This is a genomic window from Chryseobacterium camelliae (genome assembly GCF_002770595.1).
In the GTDB taxonomy this organism is placed as follows: domain Bacteria; phylum Bacteroidota; class Bacteroidia; order Flavobacteriales; family Weeksellaceae; genus Chryseobacterium; species Chryseobacterium camelliae.
Window position 1 is genome coordinate 3378265 of the sequence record NZ_CP022986.1, and the last position, 15795, is coordinate 3394059.

The window sequence follows — 15795 nt, forward strand, 5'->3', positions numbered from 1 at the left end:
AAAATTTTGAGAATGATATACGGTGTAGATGTTTTAAGTTTCCACGATGTGCTGGAGATCTGCAAAATGCCCAATAAAGCAAAGCTGAATAAGACAGCGAAAGAACAGATTTTAAAATCCCAGAAAAATGTCCGGCAGATCGTTGAGTCAGACCGTTGTGTATATGGGATCAATACAGGGTTCGGACCGCTTTGCGATACTAAAATTTCCGCTGATGAGACTGCACTGTTACAGTATAACCTGATCATTTCCCATGCCGTGGGCGTAGGAAAGCCGATTGACAAAGAATTTTCAAAGATCATGATGATTGCCAAAGTTCATGCCCTGTCGAAAGGATTTTCAGGCGTTTCCCTGGAAGTGATTGAAAGGCTGATCCTGATGCTGGAAAAAGATATTATTCCGGTAGTTCCGGAACAGGGGTCTGTAGGGGCTTCCGGTGACCTGGCTCCGCTGGCTCATCTGGTTTTGCCGCTTCTTGGCCTCGGGAAAGTCTGGGTGGGCCAGGAAATATTTGAAACGGCTGAGATTCTTGAACAGCATGATCTTGCGCCTTTGACTTTAGGTCCTAAAGAAGGATTAGGATTGATCAACGGGACACAGTTTATCCTGGCCCATGCCATCAAAGGGCTGGAAAAGTTTGAATACCTGCTGGACCTTGCCGATATGACGGCTGCTATGAGCCTTGAGGCGTACCGCGGTTCTGCCAGTCCGTTTAAAAAAGAGCTTCATGAAATCCGCCCTTTTGACGGCAGCAGGAAAGTGGCTGCAAGAATGCTGAAATTCCTGAAAAATTCCGATAATCTGAAGTCCCATGAATACTGCGACAGGGTGCAGGATCCGTATTCCATGAGATGCGTACCGCAGGTACACGGCGCAAGCCGCAATGCTTTTGAGCACCTGAAAATGATGGCAGAAACCGAACTGAATTCAGTAACGGATAATCCGATTGTTTTAAGTGCCGAAGAATCTATTTCCGGAGGCAATTTCCACGGGCAGCTGATGGCCCTGCCGCTTGACTATGCTACTCTGGCTGCGGCAGAATTGGGAAATATTTCAGACCGGAGAAGTTATCTCCTACTGGAAGGCAAATACGGTTTACCAAGATTATTAACCGAAAGCTCAGGACTGAATTCAGGATTTATGATTCCTCAGTATACATCTGCAGCTTTGGTAACGGAAAACAAGACGTTATGCTTCCCTGCTTCGGCAGACTCGATCCCGACAAGTTTAGGACAGGAAGACCACGTTTCCATGGGCAGCATTTCCGGAAGGAAATTCAACCAGGTTCTAGGTAACCTCGTCAATATTTTAGCGGTTGAGCTGATGTTTGCCGCTCAGGGCCTTGAATTCAGGAGACCCGCCAAATGTTCAAAAATTATTGAAGAAAACTTTGACATCCTGCGTTCAAAAGTGGCCAAACTGGAAGATGACCGGCTGATTGGTGAAGACATGCTTGCAATTGCGGAATTGATCAATGAACGGAAATTCGTAGTGAATTAATCGTATATTTAATTGATTTTTAGAACTATCTTGAGCGTTAGATAAGAAAACAAACTAAAATAATTAGTACTTTAGTTTGTCATCAATATGGTAAAATTAAATAAGCTGTTCTTTTTGAACAGCTTATTTAATTTATATTTTACATTCAGGAAGTGATAATAAATTATTGTTGTAGTATTATCAGCCTCAGTCTTTAGATATTTAGTACCATTAGAGGTTTCCGCAGTAATAACTTTTGCTTTATTTCCACTTCCGTCTGTAACATAGGCATATCCATTTTCATTTTTATCCAAGAATAAATTTCTAGTCTCGTGTTTTTTCCAGTTTGTTGATCTATTTCATTTATCCAACCTAAGTGGGTAATCGCTAAATTAGGATTTGCGTGATAACCATTGTCTTTGTTAATACATGTAATTTTAATTGACATAATGTTTTATTTAATATATAAGCGAAATTAGCTTTAATTAAATACTGTTCCTTGGGTTTCCGTAAAGATAATTTATGTTCAAAAATTGGAATGACAAAATTAATCAGTTTTGATTAATTATATTTTTGCTAAATATTTATCAACTTTTAATTATTTGTTTTCATTATTATTTCAATAATATTCTAATTTCTATATTCATAGTAAAATGATATATTAGACCACTAATCCAAATTTTATTATGAAGAAAAACCTTTTTTATTTATTCATGCTGTGTTCGGCAGTTGCAGCCTGTAACAGAGACGATCTGCAAAACTCAGCAGCCAATATCGAGGTGGTACAGAAAGATCCGTTAACCTCAAGGCAGATCAATGAAAAAATTAACGAGACCATCCGTACCAAAGGAAGATTTTCCTGGAAAGAATCCTCGGACCATTTGGTCTGGAGTGCTGTTTTCCAGGGCAACAAAATTGCATCCATCGGTTTCGGGTCTTCTTTCGACAGAAGCCTCACGGCTGACAGTAAAGCTGTGGAAGAGGAAATCCTGAAGGTTATTCAGCAGTACGAAGGAAAAACCGACAGGGTTGTATTATCTTCTGATCCTTACCTGAACCAGATGGATGTGGTCATAGAAAAACAGGAAACGGTAATGGCCCTTCGCAGGATGGCAGGCATCCGTTACCTGGAACCGGCAGATTACCGGTATTTTGAGAACGAGCAGAAATTCGGCGGTGGTGCCGCTAAGTCAGGCAGTTCATCATCCGGTTGCGGACTGGAATCAATGGCTTTGAATGCTTCAGATTATACTACGGTTTCCCCTAATGCAAAAGCGCCCTGGTCATTTGCCCGGCATAATATTACCGGCGCATGGAATTACAGTACCGGCGCCGGTGTCACCATCGGGATTATAGACAGTGGCGTGTCTTCCGAACAGGCGCTTTTGGGAAGCAGCTTCAATAATGGTCTTTCATCCGGAAGAACGATTACTAAGAACGGCGTCTATGTAGATTCTGCATGGCCATGGAGCAGCGGCTATGACGGATCTGCCGATAAATGCGGCCATGGGACCAGCATGGCTTCAGCCGCCGCTGCGCCGAGGAACAACCAGGGACAGCCGGTAGGTGTGGCGTATAATGCAAGCCTGGTTACCTACAGGGCTGCCTCCAACGTAGTACTGGACGGTTACCACGAACAGAACGGGGTTAAAACTGCTTTTACTGAGCTCGGCAATAATACCAAGGTGAAAATCATCTCCATGTCTATGGGCCATATTTTTTCTGTCGGTAAGATTGAAGACGGTGTAAAATATGCCTATTCCAAAGGAAAGCTGATCTTCTGTGCCGGCGGGACTTCAACCAGCTTCACCAATTTTGCCGGTGTGATCTTTCCGGCGTGGATGCCTGAAACGCAGGCGATAACAGGCGTGAAAGAGAATACTTCCAATCAGAAATGTGATATCTGCCATTCCGGATCAGAGATCGACTTTACCTATCAGATGGAACGGGCTTCAGGAAGCAACATCCCGGTACTGAGTTATTATAACGGGCAGACTGATTATGTGGGCGGATCTTCTGTTGCCACAGCCTCCACAGCAGGGATTGCCGCTTTGGTATGGGCGAAAAACCCTTCCTGGACAAGGGATCAGGTCCTGACGAAAATGAGGCAGTCTTCAACCTATTACCCAAATCCCAATTCCGATTATGGATACGGGAACATCAATGTGCTGAAGGCTGTTCAGTAATCACGTAGTGAAGAGAAAATTCCACCACTGAATTTGAACCACGATTCAGAGGATATGATAAAGCGGAACATTGTGTTTCGCTTTTTTAGCTGTACCTAAAATAGGTACAGCTGGTTTTACATTGAATCATATAGGAATATACCCTTTATCTGCCGAACGGTAATTATACCTATGATCTAAATTAAGTATATCTACGCTATGGAAAACCTGCTATATGCACTAGCTTTGCTATGTGATCACAACAATACATTTGGGCACAGCCATAAAGCAGCAGCTAAGCTGGCCTAAAAGTATTCAGCTAATAACCGTGGAGACCAGAAACCATTTAAAACGGGGCGTATTCCGAAAAGCCATAAGAGTAGGAGGAAAAACATAACAACCATGTCAGAAACAGAACAATTAGTAGGAGGATGGACTAAATTCCACCCCCTTACAGCAGAAGATCAAAAAGTATTTGACGAAGCCATGCAAGGATTCGTAGGAGTAAAATACACTCCGCAGGAAGTATCCACACAATTGGTTAACGGAACCAATTACCGTTTCAAATGTGAGGCATCCATGCCTCCTGCAATGGTAATCTGGCAAGCTGTGGTCGAGATCTATCAGCCGATCAATGGCCAACCTCATGTAGTGGGTATTACCAGAATCTAATAACAATACATTGATGTATAATAACCGGGAGATCACTTCCGGTTATTTTTTTATACTGATTTATCCGATCTTTACACTCGTCATGCTCAGCGAGCCGCCAATCAGTTCATCATTAAATAAAGACAGGTTTTCTGAAGACTGTTTCAGGCCCAGGCTGTAGAGCAGCGGAAGATAATGATCCGGACTCGGAACCGCGTATTGCAAAGAAGTTCCCTGCTGATGATAGTTGATAATCGCATTGAAATTTCCTTCCAGCAACCATTGATTGGTTTTCTCCCGGGCTTCTATAGCCCAATCCCAGCCGGCGCCAACCGTATTAATGTTGCGCCAGTCGATCAGCCTCAGATTGTGGATGATATTTCCGCTTCCGATAATAAGGATTCCCTTTTCACGAAGCTTTTCCAGCCTTTTAGCCAGGTCAAAATGATACTGTGGCGGTTTTGTATAATCGATACTCATCTGGATAACCGGGATATCCGCATCCGGATACATATGCCGGATTACGGACCATGCTCCATGATCCAGTCCCCACTGATGGTCTTCTTCCACCACGACGGGAACTAAAAGATCTGCAGTCTCTTTGGCCAGCCCGGGATTTCCCGGAGCCGGATACTGTACATCGAACAATGCCTGTGGAAATCCCCCGAAATCATGGATAGTTTGCGGCAGATCCATAGCCGTTACCTTGGTTCCCGCAGTATACCAGTGGGCTGAAATACATAAAATGGCATTAGGCTTTGGTATTTCAGAAGCTGCTTTACGAAAGCCCTGTACAAATTGATTTTCTTCAATGGCATTCATGGGAGATCCGTGCCCCAGGAAAAGGACGGGCATTCTCTGTGTTGTATGGAAACCGCTGCTGAGGTTTTGAAGATCATTAAGGTTCATATCAGATGGAAAAGGTCCGGGAATTGGCTAATTCCCGGACCTTATTATTATGGTTGGAAAAATTATGCCTGTTTTACAAACTGCAGTTCACCTGCGATTTTCACATCATCACTTACCAAAACACCTCCTGCTTCCAGGGTGGCATTCCAGTTCAGACCGAAATCTTTTCTGCTGATTTTACCTTCAAAAGAAAATCCTGCCTTGGTATTTCCCCATGGGTCAACATTCACTCCTCCGAAATCTACATCTAAGGTCACCGGTTTTGTAATCCCGTTGATGGTAAGGTTTCCGGTAACCTCATCGCTCAAAGCCTGGGATTCAAAAGTAATCGTAGGATATTGTTCAGCATTGAAGAATTCCGCAGACTTAAGGTGGTTGTCACGGTCGGTATTATTGGTGAAAACAGAATCTGTCTTGATGGTTGCTGTTGTTTTAGCATTTTTAAAAGTATCGTCTTCCGCTTCAATCTGTGCGCTGAAATCGGTGAAGCTTCCTTTAACATTAGAAATCATCATGTGCTTTACTTTGAAAGTAATTTCACTATGCGTTGGGTCTAAATTCCATTGTGTTGCCATGTTTTTATATTTTTATGTTGTTAATAATGATACAAAGGTATCGTATCCGGTCACTACCATCCATTGATTTAAGATAAGAAATACTCAGTCAGGACTCTCAATTATTTATTGCCTATTACCTGTTAATCATTACCCATTATTCATTACTCATCAAGGCTTAGCCTCCTTTATTGGATATACTGTAATGGTAATCACTACAAGACATGTACCACACGCAGCATCTTTTATTTTAACATTTCTTAACGGATGGGTTTTATTTCTTATTTTTGAAGGATTCAATTTTATGCAATGAAGTTATATACGTTTTCTTTACTGATGCTGGCTTTGGGCGGTCCTGCAATGGCTCAGACCCAGAAATTTACGATGGCAGAAGCCGTAAACGGTTTAAGAACCAACCTTGCCGTGAAAAATATCTCACAGTTTTCATGGTCAGAAGATGGAAAATCCTATATTCAGACGGTTAAAGGCGGCTACCTGGTCACTGACCTGAAAACAAACCGGAGAGATACCCTGGTATCCCTTACCCAGCTCAATAAAAACCTTACAGATAAATTAAAGGCTGTTCCGCCAATCAGATTTACTGGCACTACCAAGGGATATTTCAGTTCCGGGGATCAGATGATGTGGGTAGAAAAATCCGGCAATGACTGGAAGGTAAAGAAAATGGTTGCCATGGATAAAGAAGCTTCAAACCAGAAGATGTTCGGGGATCAGCAGACAATTGCTTTTACGGTAAAGAACAATTTATTTGTTCATAAAAACGGAAAAACCATTGCGGTAACCCATGATACCGACGAAAATATCCTCAACGGTGCGGCCAATGTCCACAGGAATGAATTCGGGATCGATACCGGGATTTTTCCGGCACCTAATTCTGAGCAGGTCGCATTCTACCGCATGGATCAGACCATGGTAGCCGATTACCCGATTATCGACTGGTCTGTAACGCCTGCCGTCAATCACAATATCAAATACCCGATGGCAGGACAGACCTCCCATCAGGTCACTCTTGGCGTTTTCAATATCAAAACCCAGTCAACGGTATTTCTGAAAACAGAAGGTGAAAAAGACCAGTACCTTACAGCCGTAACCTGGAGCCCGGATTCAAAGTATATCTTTGTAGGCGTGCTGAACAGAGGACAGAACCACCTCAAAATGAATCAGTACGATGCGGCAACAGGAAACTTTGTAAAAACACTGTTTGAGGAAACCAGTGATAAATATGTGGAACCTCAGCATCCGCTTACTTTCTTCCCGAACTCCAATACAGACTTTATCTGGCAGAGCCAGAGGACAGGATACAATCATCTGTTCCACTACAGCCTGGAAAAAGGCCTGGTTGCCCAGATTACAAAAGGTGACTGGCTGGTAACCGATATTCTGGGTTTCAATGAGAAGAAAAAAGAAATTTATTTCGCTTCCACTAAAGAAACGCCGCTGGAAAAGCACCTGTATAAAATCAACTGGACAAATTTCAAGATGCAGCGTCTTGACAATGCCCCGGGTGTGCACACAGGAATTTTGAGCAGTGACGGCAATTACCTGTACGATACCTACAGCAACGCTACTACGCCAAGAACAGTCAATATCATCAATACCGGAACACTGAAAACCGATAATATCCTGACCGCTGAAAATCCGTTGAAAAACTACCAGCGCCCGGAAATTAAAAATGTAGAATTAAAAGCTGATGACGGGACGCCTCTATATGGTAAGATCATCCTTCCGACCCATTTCGACCCGAATAAAAAATACCCGGTAATCGTATACCTGTATAATGGTCCGCACCTGCAACTGGTGACCAATACCTTCCCGGCTTCCGGAAACCTTTGGTATGAATACATGGCACAGAATGGATACATTATTTTTACCATGGACGGAAGAGGTTCTTCTAACCGCGGACTGAAATTTGAGCAGGCCGTTTTCAGGAATCTGGGAACCACTGAAATGAACGACCAGATGAAAGGAGTCAACTACCTGAAATCGCTTCCTTATGTGGATGGAGAACGGATGGGGATTCACGGCTGGAGTTTCGGAGGGTTTATGACGACCAGCTTCATGCTCCGCCATCCTGAAGTCTTTAAAGTAGGGGTTGCCGGTGGACCAGTGATCGACTGGAGCATGTATGAAATCATGTACGGAGAGAGGTATATGGACACGCCACAGGAAAACCCGCAGGGATATGCAACAGCCAACCTGCTGGATAAGGTGCAGAACCTGAAAGGAAAGTTATTGATGATCCACGGTGCGCAGGATGATGTAGTGGTTTGGCAGCATTCCGTCAAATTCATCAAATCGGCAGTGGATAATGGTGTTCAGCTGGACTATTTTGTATATCCGGGACATCCGCATAATGTCATTGGTAAAGACCGCGTACATCTGATGCAGAAAGTAACGGATTATTTTGATCTGTATCTTAAAAAATAAATAGTATCATCCGGGCCGCAGGTCCGGATTTTTTATGCTGTAGGGAATAAGGATGTAGTATTGGATAGCTCACCTGTAGATGGCCCGTTCTTATCAAAGATCAATGGATTTGATGGCAGGGAGTTGTAATTTTGGCTAATCTAAAATCTAAAATCTAAAATCTAAAATCTAAAATATGGAATTAGGAATAGGAATGTTCGGGGATCTGGCATGGGACCAGTCTACCGGGAAATACCGGGATCCGGGAGTGAAGATCCGTGAAATCCTGGAACAGGTGAAATACATGGATGAGGTGGGAATTGATGTTTTTGCCATGGGAGAGCACCACCGTCCGGATTACGCCGTTTCTTCCCCGGAAATAGTTCTGGCTGCTGCGGCCAGCATCACCAAAAATATAAAGCTGGCCAGTGGTGTAACTGTTTTAAGTTCTTCCGAGCCGGTAAAAGTATATGAAGATTTCGCAACGCTGGACCTGATTTCCGATGGCCGTGCCGAAATTTATGTGGGAAGAGGAAGTTTCATCGAGTCTTTCCCGTTATATGGATATTCCCTGAATGATTATGAGGAACTCTTCGAGGAAAAGTTAGGCTTATTGCTGAAAATAAACTCTGAAGAAAATGTTACCTGGTCAGGAAGGCTCCGTGCACCGATGAAAAGCCAGACCGTCTACCCGAGAGCTAAAAATGGCGGGAAACTTCCGATCTGGAGGGCTGTAGGCGGTACGCCGCAATCTGTTCAAAGTGCTGCTGAGCTTGGAATGCCGTTAGTGGTAGCCATTATCGGAGGCATGCCTGTACAGTTCAGGAACCTGATTGAGTTTTACAAGCAGGAATACAAGAGGGCCGGGCATGATGTGGCCGAAATGCAGATTGCCGTTCATTCGCATACTTTCGTCAGCGATGATCCGGCAGTGATTGATGGCTATTTCCATAATTACAAGTCCCAGATGGACAGGATCGGCTCTTCCCGGGGCTGGGCACCGTATACGAAAATGCAGTACGAAGGCGGAAGAAGCAAAGAGGGGGCTCTGTTCATCGGCAGTGCCAAAGAAGTAGCAGATAAAATCACCTATCTGAAAGATATTTTCGGGATTACGAGATTTATCGGACATATGGATGTCGGTGATCCGTCGCATGAGATCATGATGAAATCAATCGAATTGTTCGGTAAAGAAGTGAAACCACTGGTGAAAGACCTGTAAGATCAGAAATGATGGAGCAATCTGTCGATATGAACACATCCCTTTGCAGAGCAAGTCTCCAAAGGGATTTTTTAGCTACTTCTCTGTGAAAAAGATCGAACTGACGATGCCGCAATGTTTGTCATATATTGATTTCTGCTTTCGTCAGTTCGAGTACGAAACGAGGTGAAGTGTATCGAGAACTTTTTGAAAAGGATGACACTTTTGTCTGCTATTCACCGGTTCTCGATACATTTTTCTCCGCCTTGCTGCGAAAAAAACTCGAACTGACGATGCCGCAATGTTTGTCGATCGATTTCTGCCTCCGTCTGTTCGAATACGCAACGAAGTGGGGTGTATCGGGAACTTTTTGAAAAGGATGACACTTTTGTCTGCTATTCACCGGTTCTCGATACATTTTTCTCCGCCTTGCTGCGAAAAAAACTCGAACTGACGATGCCGCAATGTTTGTCAGGATCGATTTCTGCCTCCGTCTGTTCGAATACGCAACGAAGTGGAGTGTATCGGGAACTTGTTGAAAAGGATGACACTTTTGTCTGCTACTCACCGGTTCTCGATACATTTTTCTCCGCGTTGCTGCGAAACACTAGGACGGCCAACACCATAATATCTGTCAGAAACTGCTTCCGATCTCCATCAGTCAGTCAGCATAACAGAGAGAAAAACCTGCTAACCCACAAATAATCCTTATTTTTACCGAAAAGTCATGGAACAGTCATCCAAAGATCCGCTGCACGGAAAACGCCTGGATACCATTCTTGAAGAACTTGTGGAATACTACAACGGGTTTGAAAAGCTGGGCGAACAGATTAATATCAGATGTTTTACCGATAACCCAAGCATCAGCTCATCCCTGAAATTTTTGAGGAAAACCGATTGGGCACGGGCAAAAGTAGAAAGCCTGTACCTCTTTGTACTGCGTGAAAAAAAGCGCAATGAAAACCAGGACAGGGCATAAAGGATTGTACAGCAAAGCGTTTCTTTCTCGGTATAATTTCGGTCAATGATTTCAAAAACAGTACCTTTGTAAGGTTAATCGTGAAAGATCACGAAAAAAGAAAAATTATGACAATCGAAAACAATCACGTTGTAGCGGTACGTTACATCCTTCACACCATCGAGGAAGATGGAAGCAAAACCCTTGTAGAAGAGACCACAGCAGAAAATCCGCTTACATTTTTATATGGTGTAGGAATGATGATCCCTAAATTTGAACAAAATATCCTTGGACTTCAGGCGGGTGATACCGCTGCCTTTACCATTCAGCCGGAAGAAGCGTACGGTGAAAGACAGGCTGATGCTATTGCTCAGCTTCCATTGGATATGTTCCAGGAATCAGGGATTCCTCCTGTAGGAGCTATCCTGCCATTGTCTGACAACCAGGGGAATAATTTCCAGGCTTTTGTGGTAGAAGTTACGCCGGAAGCTGTTGTTGCAGACCTTAACCATCCTATGGCCGGAAAAGTACTTGATTTCCAGGTGGAAATTTTAAATACACGTCCTGCTACAGAAGAGGAGTTGTCTCATGGCCATGCGCACGGAATCGACGGAAACGAAGCTCACTAATCTATATAATGTCCGGTTTTACCGGACATTTTTTTATGCTGAAAGTCTTGATCAAATATATTTCTCAGTGGAAATTCAGTCAGATTGTTTAGCATACCGGACATTATTTTATTCTGAAAATGTAGGTATTACCGGCCCGGACCTAGCCCGGATAGGAACGGTTACCCCGCAGCATGGAAGGGATCAGCGGCTGCGCGAGGAGTAAGAGTGGATAGCCGGAAACAGCTCCGTAAAATCAGAGATTCCTTGTGCTTTATATTATTGAATAAATATACCGCTCACATAAAACCAACGGTTCTGAACCATTCTGAAGGTTGATAATTCATGATGGATTTCCGGATGACCGTTTTCATCCGTATAAAAAGCTTTGAATTCCACTGTATCGGCAGCAGGCTTGTCCACAATTTCCAGTTTTGTCCAGGTATTGCGGTCTCCCCAATCCTGTAAATCTTTTTTGTTATGGTATTTTCTTTTGCTTGGAAGCGTGGTTTCCCAGAGGTAGTCTGCATTCGGGATGGCAAAAGCGGAAAACCTTGAACGCATCAGCGCTTCGGCAGTCGGAGCATCCTTTTCTCCGGTATGGTACGGCTTGCAGCAATCTTCATATGATTTTCCGGAACAGCAGGGACAGTTCATTTTTTTTTATTTAAACTACAAAAGTCCTAAATTTTCCTGGGAATTTAAAATTCAAATCAAAAATATGCTTTCTATTGAAGCAGCTTGTTCTTCTGGGTTTCAAATTCCTGGTCTGTAATGACTCCCTGATCATGAAGCTTTTTTAATTGAGTCAGCTGATCAATATTGGAATTGTTATTTTCAATGGTTCGCTGCTGGTCTGTTTTGTCTTTCGATAAGGCCCATATTAACGCTCCTATCCAGCCGATTAATGCCCAGCCTAAGAATAGATTTAAAGCAAAAATGACACCTGCATTTGATTTTTTTCTATTAAGGGCAATAAATGTAGGGATAAAGTAAATAGGGATGAACAGTAAAAGAATGAGTACATGTTGCCATGAGAGGCTTAAGATGGTTAGAGTGTTCATACTTACATAGGTTGGTTAGAATGATACAATGGGATATGTTATGTTCTAAATTTAAAAAGCATCCAGTTTTCTGGATGCTTTGTTTTATTTGATAAATCCTCTGTTTCTCAATAAAGGTTTGATATCCGGATCGTGTCCTGTAAAATCCCTGAAGGCCTGGTTGAGGTCTACGGAATTTCCTACTGACAGGATGTATTTCCTGAAGCGGTCGCCGTTTTCCCTGGTCAGCCCGCCATGGCTCATAATCCATTCCCACGCGTCGTTATCCAGGGTTTCAGACCATAGATAAGCATAATATCCTGCGGAATACCCGCCACCCCATATGTGGGCGAAATAAGGCGTATGGTATCTCGGCGGTACAGTGGCAAGTGTAAATCCGTGTTTTGCCAGTGACTGCTTTTCAAAATCCAGTACAGGGATCAGCTGGCTGTCGTTGGTTACGGTATGCCAATCCATATCCATTTCTGCTGCCGAAACCAGTTCTGTTGTCATATATCCCTGGTTGAATGTCGCCGCTTTTTTGATCTTATCCACCAAAGCCTGCGGAATCGGCTGCTTGGTTTCGTAGTGAATGGCGTAATTCTTTAATACTACAGGGTCCAGTGCCCAGTGTTCGTTGATCTGGGAAGGGAATTCCACAAAGTCCCTCGGCACATTGGTTCCTGAAAGTGAAGAATATTTCTGGCTGGCAAACATGCCGTGGATCGAATGTCCGAATTCATGGAAAATTGTTGATACATCATCAAAGCTGATCAGTGAAGGTTTTCCCGGAGCCGGTTTCTGATAGTTGTAGCAGTTGACAATGACAGGCTTGGTTCCAAGCAGGTAAGACTGTTCCACAAAATTGCTCATCCATGCACCTCCGTTTTTGGAATCCCGGGTATAGAAATCCAGGTAATAAATGGCAATGGATTTTCCGTCGTGATCGAAAACTTCATAGGTCACTACATCAGGATGGTATACCGGAAGGTCTGTCCTTTTCTTAAAGGTAAGCCCATAAAATTTTTCTGCCGCGAAGAAAACGCCTTTTTCCAGAACGGTCGTGATCTCAAAGTAAGGTTTGATCTGATTTTCATCCAGGTCGAATTTGGCTTTTCTCACCTGCTCAGCATAGAAATTCCAATCCCAGGGTTCTACTTTGAAGCCTCCTTTCTGCTGATCGATAAGGTCCTGGATGTCTTTGGCTTCACGTCTTGCCGTTTCCACTGCAGGCGTGGCTATCTGGTTCATCAGTTTTGTAGCTGCTTCCGGGGTTTTTGCCATCTGGTCCTGGAGCTTCCATTCTGCAAAGCTTTTCTTGCCCAGCACCTGAGCTTTTTTCAGCCTCAGTGCAGCCAGCTTTTCAATGGTTTCCCGGGTATCATTGGCATCTCCTTTTTCAGCCCTGGTCCAGGAAGCTTTAAACAATTTTTCCCTGGTAGCCCTGTTTTTCAGGTTCTGTAAAAGAGGCTGCTGAGTGGTATTCTGCAAAGCCAGCAGGTATTGTCCTTCCTTGCCGGCATTTTTAGCATCTGCGGCGGCAGCGGCAATTTCGTCTGCTGAAAGTCCGTCCAGTTCCTTCGCATCGCTGAAAAATACACCGCCCTGTTTTCTGGCTTCCAGCAATTTGTTGGAATACTGGGTAGATAATGAGGCGAGCTCCTGGTTGATCTGTTTCAGTTTTTCTTTATCCGCAGAAGAAAGGTTGGCTCCTGCAATTTCAAAATTCTGTTTGTAAAACCGAAGCAGCCTCTTGCTTTCGGCATCAAGGCCTGTATCCGTGATAGCCTGTATCCTTTTATACAGGTTTTCATTAAGGTACATTTTATCCGAATGGGCAGCAAAAACCGGTGCATATTCCTCATCCAGCGCCTGAAGGGTAGGGTTGGTGTTCGCACTCGTGAGATTGGAAAAAACAATCATCGCACGTTTCAGTACTTCACCACTTCTTTCAAGCGCTACAATCGTATTCTCAAAAGTAGGCGCAGCCGGGTTATCAGCGATCTTTATAATCTCAGCATCATGCTGCTTAAGCCCGAAATCGAAGGCCGGCTTAAAATGTTCATCTTTGATTTTATCAAATTCCGGGGCTTCATACTGCAGCGTACTTTTCTTCATAAAAGGATTGGATGCAAGGGAAGCCGGTACAGGAACTTCATGTTGGGTTTCAGTTGTCTTCATTGTTGTACAGGAATAATTAAATGCCAGAGCGGAAATTAATAATACCGATGAAATATTCTTCATAAACGCATTGTTAGTAAAGCATAAAGATATTAAAACTATTACATTAAACAAGAAGTGAAAGGCAAAGATTCTGCTGATGGGGCATTAAAAAGCTTCTCCGGAAAACCGGAAAAGCTTCTATTTTAAATTGTGGTATGTTCAGATGGGCTCCTATACTTTTTCTGCCTCGGTAACGGGTTTGGGCTTTGTCATCAACACAGCTCCGATCTCTATTGCTCCCAGGATAACATGCGGCAGGTACATTCTGTCACTGAATCCGAATAACCATGGAGAAACCAAAAGCAGTACTCCGGAGGCAAAGTCGAGGGTCAGGTGCGCTTTGAACGGGATCATCCGGACCATGGAGTACTCATAATCTGTAAACAGGCTGTATACCAATGTTGATGCTCCCAAAATTACAGGCAGGATAGTGGCTGCGGTATTATCGGCAAACCCTAACAGCCAGGGGGCGGCAATCAGGATCATACCCATCAGGTAATCTAATACGGCGTGGACTTTTGATGGAATCATAATCTTAATATTTGGTGGTGTGGTTTATTTTGTCCAATTATTATACCATTGGTTAGTATAATTTTAATTTAATTTTTAGTTTATATTTATGAATTATCATTAAAAAATAAAATTTATGAATTAGGCTGTGATCATCCATAAATAAATATCAGCAAAGGCAGTAATATTTTTAATATATTAGTTGTTATAATTATTGCCTGATTAATCATTAAAACAAACAGATCCATATGAATTCAAAAACTATTTTTATTTTTTCAGCTCTGGTCATGCTGGGTGCCTGTAATAAGGACGACAGAAGGGGAGCAAAAAAGGACAGCTGGGTGGAAACTACAGTTCCCAAAGAAAACGGATCCCTTCAGGAAAGGGAATTCAGGGGAGAGTTTGATGAGATAGAAGTCTCACAGGCCATAGAAGCGGATATCATTAAAGCTGATGTAGAAAGAGTCGTGGTTTCGGCTCCTCAGGACCTTATTGACGAAGTGCTGGTAGAAAACAAAAACGGTAAACTGCACATCCATTATAAGTCCGGGGTAAGGGTAACGAATAACCGGGTAACAGCTAAGGTTTATACCAAAGATTTTGAAAAACTGACGGCCAACTCAGCCGCTGAAATCAGGATAAAAGATTCATTCACGCAGGAAAAGACAAAAATCGACCTGTCGAGCTCAGGATCTGTTTCCGGTAACCTGGAAGCAAATAAATTTGATATTTCCGCAGGCAGCAGTAGTAGCTTCAGCGGTAAGATCTGGGCGGTTGACCTTGATATTGATGCTTCTTCGGGTTCCAGCATCGATATTTCAGGAAAATCCAAAAGGGCAGAGCTGAGTTCCTCTTCCGGCAGCAGCATTTCAGCACGTGATGTGGTTGCAGACCGCGTAAAAGCAGAGGCTTCAGGCGGCGGAAGCATTGACATCAGTGCCGTTTCAGAACTTGATGCGGAAGCTTCTTCCGGCGGTAGTGTCAATGTGTATAAAAAAGGTAACCTGAAAACCATCAACCAGTCTCAGAGCAGCGGCGGAAGCGTCAATATCCAGTAATACAATGGT

The 15795-nt window shown here is 43.3% G+C and carries 15 protein-coding genes; 8 read left to right on the forward strand and 7 right to left on the reverse strand.

The features are described from left to right. Positions 1 to 12: 12 nt before the first annotated feature. Positions 13 to 1500, forward strand: coding sequence for a histidine ammonia-lyase (gene hutH / locus CGB83_RS15640; RefSeq protein ID WP_100076642.1), 1488 nt, complete (start codon positions 13 to 15; stop codon positions 1498 to 1500). 193 nt (positions 1501 to 1693) lie between these two features. Here hutH and CGB83_RS20340 read toward each other — a convergent pair whose 3' ends face one another. Beyond that, on the reverse strand, positions 1694 to 1927 hold the full coding sequence (locus CGB83_RS20340) for a hypothetical protein (protein ID WP_100076643.1): 234 nt from the start codon (positions 1925 to 1927) through the stop codon (positions 1694 to 1696). Positions 1928 to 2165: 238 nt separating this feature from the next. Here CGB83_RS20340 and CGB83_RS15650 point away from each other — a divergent pair, with 238 nt between their 5' ends. Together CGB83_RS15650 and CGB83_RS15655 are read left to right on the forward strand one after the other, a co-directional pair. Continuing rightward, the gene (locus CGB83_RS15650) at positions 2166 to 3665 is read left to right on the forward strand and encodes a S8 family peptidase (protein ID WP_100076644.1); all 1500 of its coding nucleotides are present in this window, start codon (positions 2166 to 2168) and stop codon (positions 3663 to 3665) included. 381 nt (positions 3666 to 4046) lie between these two features. After that, positions 4047 to 4316 carry a hypothetical protein gene (locus tag CGB83_RS15655; RefSeq protein WP_100076645.1) on the forward strand — a complete coding sequence of 90 codons (270 nt, stop codon included), beginning with the start codon at positions 4047 to 4049 and terminating at the stop codon, positions 4314 to 4316. A 60-nt stretch (positions 4317 to 4376) separates the two neighbouring features. Here CGB83_RS15655 and ygiD read toward each other — a convergent pair whose 3' ends face one another. Further along, positions 4377 to 5204 (reverse strand): 4,5-DOPA-extradiol-dioxygenase, encoded by an 828-nt coding sequence (gene ygiD / locus CGB83_RS15660; protein ID WP_100076646.1) that lies wholly within the window; start codon positions 5202 to 5204, stop codon positions 4377 to 4379. A 62-nt stretch (positions 5205 to 5266) separates the two neighbouring features. Beyond that, positions 5267 to 5779 (reverse strand): YceI family protein, encoded by a 513-nt coding sequence (locus CGB83_RS15665; protein ID WP_100076647.1) that lies wholly within the window; start codon positions 5777 to 5779, stop codon positions 5267 to 5269. Between the two features lie 288 nt (positions 5780 to 6067). Between CGB83_RS15665 and CGB83_RS15670 the strand changes: the two genes are divergently transcribed. The 4 genes from CGB83_RS15670 to CGB83_RS15685 all read left to right on the forward strand — a co-directional run bounded on the left by CGB83_RS15670 (position 6068) and on the right by CGB83_RS15685 (position 10973). Next, on the forward strand, positions 6068 to 8206 hold the full coding sequence (locus tag CGB83_RS15670) for a S9 family peptidase (RefSeq protein WP_228419964.1): 2139 nt from the start codon (positions 6068 to 6070) through the stop codon (positions 8204 to 8206). A 175-nt stretch (positions 8207 to 8381) separates the two neighbouring features. After that, a complete protein-coding gene (locus CGB83_RS15675) occupies positions 8382 to 9407 on the forward strand; it encodes an LLM class flavin-dependent oxidoreductase (protein ID WP_100076648.1) in 1026 nt (341 codons plus the stop codon). A 706-nt stretch (positions 9408 to 10113) separates the two neighbouring features. After that, positions 10114 to 10365 (forward strand): VF530 family protein, encoded by a 252-nt coding sequence (locus CGB83_RS15680; RefSeq protein ID WP_100076649.1) that lies wholly within the window; start codon positions 10114 to 10116, stop codon positions 10363 to 10365. 107 nt (positions 10366 to 10472) lie between these two features. Beyond that, the gene (locus tag CGB83_RS15685; protein ID WP_100077618.1) at positions 10473 to 10973 is read left to right on the forward strand and encodes an FKBP-type peptidyl-prolyl cis-trans isomerase; all 501 of its coding nucleotides are present in this window, start codon (positions 10473 to 10475) and stop codon (positions 10971 to 10973) included. A 258-nt stretch (positions 10974 to 11231) separates the two neighbouring features. Here the strand turns inward: CGB83_RS15685 and CGB83_RS15690 are convergent, their stop codons facing one another. The 4 genes from CGB83_RS15690 to CGB83_RS15705 form a co-directional block, all read right to left on the reverse strand. Beyond that, entirely contained in the window at positions 11232 to 11609 is a 378-nt protein-coding gene (locus tag CGB83_RS15690; protein ID WP_100076650.1) for a YchJ family protein, read from the reverse strand. Positions 11610 to 11680: 71 nt separating this feature from the next. After that, the gene (locus CGB83_RS15695; protein ID WP_100077619.1) at positions 11681 to 12016 is read right to left on the reverse strand and encodes a superinfection immunity protein; all 336 of its coding nucleotides are present in this window, start codon (positions 12014 to 12016) and stop codon (positions 11681 to 11683) included. Between the two features lie 84 nt (positions 12017 to 12100). Further along, positions 12101 to 14239 (reverse strand): M3 family metallopeptidase, encoded by a 2139-nt coding sequence (locus tag CGB83_RS15700; protein WP_100076651.1) that lies wholly within the window; start codon positions 14237 to 14239, stop codon positions 12101 to 12103. 150 nt (positions 14240 to 14389) lie between these two features. After that, positions 14390 to 14749 carry an SPW repeat protein gene (locus tag CGB83_RS15705; RefSeq protein ID WP_100076652.1) on the reverse strand — a complete coding sequence of 120 codons (360 nt, stop codon included), beginning with the start codon at positions 14747 to 14749 and terminating at the stop codon, positions 14390 to 14392. Between the two features lie 227 nt (positions 14750 to 14976). On the opposite strand from CGB83_RS15705, the gene CGB83_RS15710 reads away from it, so the two are divergent. Then, positions 14977 to 15786, forward strand: a complete 810-nt coding sequence (locus tag CGB83_RS15710) for a GIN domain-containing protein (RefSeq protein WP_100076653.1) — start codon at positions 14977 to 14979, stop codon at positions 15784 to 15786. Positions 15787 to 15795 lie beyond the last annotated feature (9 nt).